Genomic DNA, 750 nt, shown 5'->3' with positions numbered 1-750 from the left:
TGTTGGAGGCGGTGCGCAAGGTGTCGGGGTGATCCTCACCCAGGACACGGCGGCGCCGGGCCAGGGCATCCTCGCCCAACGCACGGGCCTGCTCTGTCTCACCGAGCCCAACCAGCCAGTCGGCGAGGGCGGAGGCGGTGGCCAGGGTATGGGGGTGGTCCTCACCCAGGACACGGCGGCGCCGGGCCAGGGTGTCCTCGCTCAACGCACGGGCCTGCTCTGTCTCACCGAGCCTAGCCAGGTCGATGGCGAGGTTGGAGGCGGTGGCCAGGGTATGGGGGTGGTCCTCACCCAGGACACGGCGGCGCCGGGCCAGGGTGTCCTCGCCCAACGCACGGGCCTGCTCTGTCTCACCGAGCCCAGCCAGGTCGATGGCGAGGTTGGAGGCGGTGCGCAAGGTGTCGGGGTGGTCCTCACCCAGGACACGGCGGCGCCGGGCCAGGGTGTCCTCGCCCAACGCACGGGCCTGCTCTGTCTCACCGAGCCCAGCCAGGTCGATGGCGAGGTTGGAGGCGGTGCGCAAGGTGTCGGGGTGGTCCTCACCCAGGACACGGCGGCGCCGGGCCAGGGTGTCCTCGCCCAACGCACGGGCCTGCTCTGTCTCACCGAGCTCGGCCAGCCAGTTGGCGAGGTTGGAGGCGGTGGCCAGGGTGTGGGGGTGGTCCTCACCCAGGACACGGCGGCGCCGGGCCAGGGTGTCCTCGCCCAACGCACGGGCCTGCTCTGTCTCACCGAGCTCGGCCAGCCAGT

Annotated in this window: 1 protein-coding gene; it reads right to left on the bottom strand. The window is 72.1% G+C overall.

Annotated features, from left to right (window positions below; all coding sequences use genetic code 11):
- Nucleotides 1-750, bottom strand: a 750-nt coding sequence (locus ABZ312_RS24590; RefSeq protein WP_500438837.1) for a tetratricopeptide repeat protein, incomplete at both ends; no start/stop codon positions are given.

The sequence above is a fragment of the Streptomyces sp. NPDC006207 genome (genome assembly GCF_040613835.1).
In the GTDB taxonomy this organism is placed as follows: domain Bacteria; phylum Actinomycetota; class Actinomycetes; order Streptomycetales; family Streptomycetaceae; genus Actinacidiphila.
Note: the sequence above shows the minus strand (reverse complement) of the source record. Positions and strands in the feature narration are given on the sequence as shown.